The organism is Streptomyces sp. 4N124 (genome assembly GCF_052245395.1).
Taxonomy (GTDB): domain Bacteria; phylum Actinomycetota; class Actinomycetes; order Streptomycetales; family Streptomycetaceae; genus Streptomyces.
Genome location: NZ_JBQQBS010000053.1, coordinates 65,223 through 72,196 on the forward strand (window position 1 = coordinate 65,223; position 6,974 = coordinate 72,196).

Sequence of the window (6,974 nt, forward strand, 5' to 3'; positions counted from 1 at the left end):
GTGACGACCCTTTTCGACAGCCATCAGCTCGGTGACCTGACGTTGCCCAACCGGGTGGTGATGGCCCCGATGACGCGGGTCCGGGCCGCTGCCGGCGGTCTGGCGACGCCCTCGATGGCGTCCTACTACGCCCAGCGTGCGACGGCCGGGCTGATCGTGACCGAGGGCGTGCAGCCGAGCCTGATCGGACAGTCCAATCCGGGCACCCCGGGACTGCACACCGATGAACAGGTCACCGCGTGGCGCCACGTGACCGCCGCCGTGCACGCCAACGGCGGACGGATCTTCGCCCAGCTCATGCACGGCGGACGGGTCTCCCATCCCGACACCACCGGGATGCAGCCCGTCGGGCCCTCGGCCGTACCCGCCGTCGGCGACGTGTTCACCCCGACCGGGCCTCAGCCCGCGCCGATGCCGCGTGCCTTGACGACCGCCGAGGTGCCCGAGCACGCCCAGTCGTACGCCCAGGCCGCTCGCCGCGCCATCGACGCCGGCTTCGACGGTGTCGAGCTGCACGGCGCCAACGGCTACCTGATCTCGCAGTTCCTCTCCTCCAGCGCCAACCTGCGCACGGACCGCTACGGAGGCTCGACGGCCAACCGGATCCGGTTCGCCGTCGAGGCGGTGACGGCGACCGTCGAGGCCGTCGGCGCGGCCAGGACCGGCATCCGCCTTTCCCCGGGCGGGACGTTCTGGGGAGTTGAGGAGACCGATGTCGCCGATCTCTACGCCGAGTTGCTGCCCGAGCTGGCCCGTCTGGAGCTGGCCTACATCCATCTCGAGGCCACCATCGATGAAGAGGTACTGATCGGTCTGCGCCGTGCGTGGCCCGGCGTCCTCATCATGAATCCGGTGCTTCCGATGGGACCGAAGCAGACCGGCCGGGCCGAGGCCGACCGCTGGCTCGGGCTGGGAGCCGAACTCATCAGCTTCGGTCGCGCTTTCATCGCCAACCCCGACCTGGTCGAACGGCTACGCACCGGACTCCCGATCGCACCCGTCGACGAGGCCACGTATTACCAAGGTGGTGACTTGGGATACCTGACCTACCCGGCGTATCAGTACGCGGCGTGACGCCCCGGCGCTGTGCCGCTGAAAGAGGCGGGGTGGGTCGTCGATCGTCTGCGGGCCGGTGGGGGCTGGTCGCGCCCACGCGGCGGAGCCGCATATGTCACAGCCCCGCGCCCCTTCGGGGGCGCTGCCGAACCGCAGCCGACCTCGCCAGGTCCGCCTAACCCGGCGTCACCAGTCGCGCCTCGTACGCGAAGACCGCCGCCTGCGTGCGGTCTCTGAGGCCCAGCTTCACCAGGATTCGGCTGACGTGGGTCTTGATGGTCGACTCCGCGACCACCAGGCGCTCGGCGATCTCCGCGTTCGACAGGCCCTGCGCGATCAGGACCAGGACCTCCGTCTCCCGTTCGGTCAGTTCGCCGTACGCCGCGTGGGCGGTGGACATGGCACGCGGGGCCTCCGACAGCTTCGAGAACTCGGTGATCAGACGCTTGGTGACAGAGGGCGCGAGGAGGGCCTCACCGGACGCCACCACCCGTACGCCGTCGGCTAGTTGGCGGGCCGAGGCGTCCTTGAGGAGGAAGCCGGAGGCTCCTGCCCGCAGCGCCTGATAGACGTATTCGTCCAGGTCGAAGGTCGTCAGCACGAGCACCTTCGCGGCGTCGTCCGCCGCGACGATCTCCCGGGTCGCCTCGATGCCGTTCAGCTCGGGCATGCGGATGTCCATCAGCACGACGTCCGGGGAGAGTTCGCGGACGCGGTCCACCGCCTCCCGCCCGTTGACGGCTTCGCCGACGACCTCGATGTCCGGCATCGCGTTCAGCAGGACCGAGAAGCCCTCGCGGACCATCATCTGGTCGTCCGCGATCAGCACGCGGATGGTCATGCGTCACCTTCGATCACCGCGGGGACCGGGAGGAACACCGCCACCTCATAGCCGCCGTCGTCCGTGCGGGCCGCCGTCATCTCGCCGTTCAGCATGGAGACGCGCTCCCGCATGCCCGTGATGCCGTGGCCGGCGCCGGGTGAGGGCTTGACGAGGGCGGGGGCGGGTGGCGGGCCGTTGACTATGCGCAGGCCCAGGCCGCCCAGGACGTAGCCGATCTCCACGCGGGCGCTCGCGCCGGGCGCGTGTCTGAGGGTGTTGCTCAGTGCCTCCTGGACTATCCGGTACGCCGACAGCTCGACGCCCTGCGGGAGTTCGCGCACCGCGCCGGTCACCGTCTTCTCCACGCTCAGGCCCGTGTCCCGCACGTTCGCCAACAGTGCGTCGAGGTCGCCGAGGGTGGGCTGCGGGGCGTCCGGGGCTTCGTAGTCCTCCGCCCGGACGACTCCCAGGACACGGCGGAGTTCGGTGAGGGCCGCCACCGCGTTCTCCCTGATGGTGGCGAAGGCGCGCTCCAGCTCCGGCGGCGGGTTCTCCACCCGGTAGGGGGCGGCCTCCGCCTGGATGGCGACGACCGACATGTGGTGGGCGACCACGTCGTGCAGCTCCCGGGCGATCGTCGTGCGCTCCTCCAGCAGTGTGCGCTTGGAGCGCTCGTGCGCGGTCACCGTCTGCTGGGCGGTCACCTCCTGCCGGGCCTCACGGCGGATGTGCCAGACGGTCACGCCCAGCAGGAGCAGGGCGGTGAAGAACAGCATCGGCATGAGGTCCGAGCCGCTGTATCCGTATGGGCTGCCGCCGACGCTCTCCGCCATCAGCCCGTACAACGCGGTCAGCACCCACATCCAGGCGGCCGTGCGCGGCCGGGTGCGCAACGCGACGACATACAGCACCACCACATGGCAGATGAAGCTGCCGGGCTGCCACGGCCAGCCGTCCCCGGTTTGGCCGAGCACGGCGGTGACCGGGGTCACGGCCATGGACAGCCAGAACGCGCCGACCGGCCGGGCCATGGTCAGCAGGACGGGGGCCAGCACGCACAGGCCGACGAGCGGGTTGCTGTCGGCCGTGCCGACGAGCATGGCTATCAGCCCCGCCCCGGTGATCAGGGTGTGCGGCAGCCAGGCCGCGTACTCCCGGATACGGCCGGGCAGTCGCCGGACGATCGGGCCGCCCTCGCTCCTGCGGGGCAGCGGGCGGTAGGCGAACGCGTCGTGGAACAGGTCCTGGCGCAGCCCGCGCAGGGCGTCCACGGCCAGTCGGAACTCCGGGCTGCGGGCCTTGTACGCATCGAACTCGCCGCCCGGCGGCGTCGGCGTCTGGGTCGTATCGGTCACGTATAAGACCGTAGAGGTCAACGGGGGTCGCGGTCGTCACCAGTGAGAGGGGTCCTTCGGGGTCCGTCTCAGGTATTACGGGTAGCCCCAGCTCCGGGGGTGGGAGCGGCTCACGGACACCGGTCAGTACCCCGACGGCCTCACCAGCCCCGACTCGTACGCGAACACGGCGGCCTGCGTGCGGTCGCGCAGGCCCAGCTTCACCAGGATGCGGCCGACGTGGGTCTTCACGGTCTGCTCGGCGACGACCAGGCGCTCGGCGATCTCCGCGTTCGACAGTCCCTGCGCGATCAGCGCCAGTACTTCCGTCTCCCGCTCGGTCAGGTCGCCGACGCGGGTCCTGAGCGGGGCACGCGGCTTGTCGCCGAGACGGGAGAACTCGGCGATCAGCCGCCGGGTGATACCGGGCGCGAGCAGCGCGTCGCCGGCCGCCACCACCCGGATCGCCTCGGCGAGCTTGTCGGCGGAGGCGTCCTTCAGCAGGAACCCGGACGCGCCGGCACGCAGCGCCTCGTACACGTACTCGTCCAGGTCGAAGGTGGTGAGCACGAGCACCTTGATGTGCGGGGTCACGCCGATGATGCGGCGGGTGGCCTCGATGCCGCTGAGTTCGGGCATGCGGATGTCCATGAGAACGACGTCCGGGGCGAGTTCGGCGACCTTGGCGACGGCGTCCATGCCGTCCACCGCCTGGCCGATCACGTCGATGTCGGGCTGGGTGTTGAGCAGCACGGTGAAGCCCTGCCGGACCATCTGCTGATCGTCGGCGATGAGTACGCGGATGGTGCCGCTCGTCATGGATTCTCTTCTCCGGTCGTGGGTCGGGGTGTCTCGGTCTCGAAGACGCCCGGGCCGAACACGGGCGTGACGGAGCCGTCCGGCTCGACGGGCTCCGCGTCGTCGGGGTCCGCGGTGCCGTCTCTCGGGAGGAACGCCGAGACCGAGAAGCCGCCGTGCAGGGTCGGGGTGGCGGTGAGGTGGCCGCCGAGCATCGTGGCGCGCTCGCGCATGCCGAGCAAGCCGTGGCCCGTGCCCGGTGAGGGCGGGACCGGGCCCTCCGGACGGGAGTTGATCACACCGAGGTACAGACCGCGGGGGAAGTGGGTGATCTCGACGCGCACCGCCGAGCCCGGGGCATGCCGCAGCGCGTTGCTCAGCGCCTCCTGGATGATCCGGTACGCCGACAGCTCCACGCCCGGCGGATACGGGGGCGCCGTGCCCCTGATGTCGGTCTCGACCCTCAGCCCGGCGGCACGTGTGTTCTCGATCAGGGCGTCCAGGCGGTCGAGCGTGGGCTGCGGCGCCTGCGGGGCGGAGCCGGGGCCGGGTTCGCCCAGGCCGTAGGGGTCGTCGGGGTTCTCGGAGCGCAGGACGCCCAGGACTCGGCGGAGTTCGGTGAGGGCCTCCAGGGCGTTCTGCCGGATGCCGTCGAGGTTCTCCTTCAGCTCCTCGGACGGGTTCTCGACGAGGTGCGGGGCGACCTGCGCCTGGATGGAGATCACCGACATGTGGTGCGCGACCACGTCGTGCAGTTCACGGGCGATCCGGCTGCGCTCCTCCAGCAGCGTGCGGCGGGCCCGCTCCTCCGCGGTGATCGTCTCCTGCTCCACGAGTCGGGTGCGGGCCTCGCGCCTGCCGCGCAGCGCGATACCGACCACGACCGCCACGGCGAAGAGCGCGATCGCCACCGCGCCCGTGTCGGAGTACCCGGTCGTGTTGACGCGCGACCCGCCCACCTGGAGAAGGATTGTTGCCAGGCCCGTCACCACCAGGGCCGCGATCGCCTTGCGCGCGGGCACGCGCAGAGCGAGCAGCAGGAGCACGACGGCGTGGGCGAGGACGGTGGGTGTGCTCCACGGCCAGTTGGGGTCCTGGCCCGTGCTCTCCGCCAGCTGCGGGCGGACGGTCAGGGCGGTGGTGACGGTGGCGGCGAGAGACAGGGCCCAGGCGGGGGCCGGGCGCCACAAGGCCAGCATGATTGCGCCGCCTTGCGCGAGAGCGATCACCAGTCCCTGTCCCGTGGGCAGGTCGTAGCTGTCGCTGATGTCGGCGCCACCGGCCAGGGAGATGCCCAAGGCGATCCAGAAGACGACGAGGTAGGTCAGCCAGCGCAGCCAGCGGTACTTGGGCAGGTGGGGGGAGGTCCGGGAGGGGGACGTGCCGAGGGCTTTGCGCAGGCGGTGGAAGCGGGTGGGTGCGGGTGCCGGTGAGTGCTGTGGCTCCTTCGTCGGGGGGTCGTTCTCCTCGCCGTTCACGCCGTCAACCCTAGGCACGGTGAGGGGCCTTTGCGTGCGGGGTCCGGGGCTGCCGGTGGGAACGGATCACTCGCGACGGGCGGGGTGGGCGGCGGCCCGAGGACTGTTCGTACGTGCGGAACGCCGTCCAGCAAGCCGTCAGGGCCAGGGCGAAGAGGGGGAGCCAGGCGCAACGGTAGGCGATCCAGGTCAGGTTGTCGGGGCGGGTGTGGAGGCCGGGGATGTGCCCGGCCAGGAGGGTCGTGGCGGTGGTGGCCATGAGGGCCGTCTGGTGCCAGAGGAAGATCGTCATGGCGGAGAGGTTGACCAGGGCTACGGCCGCCCAGGTCAGGGGGCGGCGCATGGTGCGGCGCAGCTGGTCGCGCAGGAGCAGGGCCAGGCCGCACTGGGCCAGGCCGAAGGTGACGGCGGCCAGGGTCGGCGGGTTGAGGTTCGAGATGCCGGCTCCCGGTACGCCCACCATCGACGCCGGATAGCCCGCCCAGGCGATGAGTGCCGCCGTCGCCGCCGCGCCGCCGGTGAGAAGGATCCAGCCGGCCCGGCGACGGTCCAGCTCACCCCGGGTCCAGGCGGCGCCCAGGGTGTAGGGGACGAGCCAGCCCGCCGCCACGTTCACCCAGCCGAGCCAGGACGGGCCGCCCAGGCCGAAGCGCAGTAGGTCCACATGCAGGACGACGGCCAGCGGCCAGAGCGGGTTGAGCCGGGTCAGCAGTGGTGTCACCGCCGTCAGCGCCGCGAAGACCAACAGGAACCACAGGGGGGACAGGGCCAGTTTGACCAGTGTGCGGACCGTCTCGAACTCCGCGCCCGTCAGAAGGAGGGCGACCGCGGCCACCGTCCACAGGGTGAGGACGGCTGCCACCGGTTTGAACAGCCGGGAGAGCCGGGCGGTCAGCCACTGCCCGTATGTCGTGCCGCGAGCGCGTGCCGAGGTGTAGCCACGGGTCGCCACATGACCGCCGACCAGGAAGAACACGGCGAGTGTCTGAAAGGCCCAGGAGATCGGGGCCAGCCAGGGCATGTGCTGCAGCGGGCTGGCGGTGCGCAGCGAGCCGCCGTCCGCGACCAGGGCCGTCACCAGCCAGTGGCCGAGCACTATGCCGAGGATCGCGAAGGCGCGCAGGGCGTCGACCGCGCGGTCCCGGTCCGCGGGGGTGGCGGCGTCGACTCGGGCGGCGCTCTTCCGCATCTCCTTCCGCATGTCAGTCCCCATGTCTTTGCGTATGTCCTTGCGTATGCGCTCGCCTGGGCCGCGCAGGTTCAGCTCACGCACGGGTCACCTCCGAAGCCTCTCCGAGGACGATCCGGGACAGGTTGGCCAGGGAGGCCGAGCCCGGTGCGAAGTAGTCGCTGTGGCCGCCGCCGGCCGCGAAGACACGGGCGCCGAAGGCCGGGGACACCGGGTCGGTGCCGAAGCCGACGGTGGTGCCGAACAGGTCGGTGCTGACGTGCGGAACGTTCGCCACCCAGTCGTCCGCGCCGCGC

The 6,974-nt window shown here is 71.1% G+C and carries 6 protein-coding genes and 1 pseudogene; 1 reads left to right on the forward strand and 6 read right to left on the reverse strand.

Features of this window, described 5'->3' with window-relative positions; translation table 11 throughout:
• On the forward strand, positions 1 to 1,074 hold the full coding sequence (locus tag ACTWQO_RS37530) for an alkene reductase (protein ID WP_443241857.1): 1,074 nt from the start codon (positions 1 to 3) through the stop codon (positions 1,072 to 1,074).
• A gap of 157 nt (positions 1,075 to 1,231) precedes the next feature.
• Here ACTWQO_RS37530 and ACTWQO_RS37535 read toward each other — a convergent pair whose 3' ends face one another.
• The 6 genes and pseudogenes from ACTWQO_RS37535 to ACTWQO_RS37560 form a co-directional block, all read right to left on the reverse strand.
• Positions 1,232 to 1,897 (reverse strand): response regulator, encoded by a 666-nt coding sequence (locus ACTWQO_RS37535; protein WP_210580566.1) that lies wholly within the window; start codon positions 1,895 to 1,897, stop codon positions 1,232 to 1,234.
• Entirely contained in the window at positions 1,894 to 3,234 is a 1,341-nt protein-coding gene (locus ACTWQO_RS37540; protein ID WP_443241858.1) for a sensor histidine kinase, read from the reverse strand. Before ACTWQO_RS37540 ends, ACTWQO_RS37535 begins: the two co-directional genes overlap by 4 nt.
• A gap of 123 nt (positions 3,235 to 3,357) precedes the next feature.
• Positions 3,358 to 4,032, reverse strand: coding sequence for a response regulator (locus ACTWQO_RS37545; protein WP_443241859.1), 675 nt, complete (start codon positions 4,030 to 4,032; stop codon positions 3,358 to 3,360).
• The gene (locus ACTWQO_RS37550; RefSeq protein WP_443241863.1) at positions 4,029 to 5,411 is read right to left on the reverse strand and encodes a sensor histidine kinase; all 1,383 of its coding nucleotides are present in this window, start codon (positions 5,409 to 5,411) and stop codon (positions 4,029 to 4,031) included. The genes ACTWQO_RS37545 and ACTWQO_RS37550 overlap by 4 nt, the downstream gene beginning before the upstream one ends.
• Before the next feature lie 88 nt (positions 5,412 to 5,499).
• Positions 5,500 to 6,702 carry an acyltransferase family protein gene (locus tag ACTWQO_RS37555; RefSeq protein WP_443241860.1) on the reverse strand — a complete coding sequence of 401 codons (1,203 nt, stop codon included), beginning with the start codon at positions 6,700 to 6,702 and terminating at the stop codon, positions 5,500 to 5,502.
• Between the two features lie 52 nt (positions 6,703 to 6,754).
• A pseudogene (locus ACTWQO_RS37560) lies at positions 6,755 to 6,974 on the reverse strand (hypothetical protein); the annotation flags it as partial.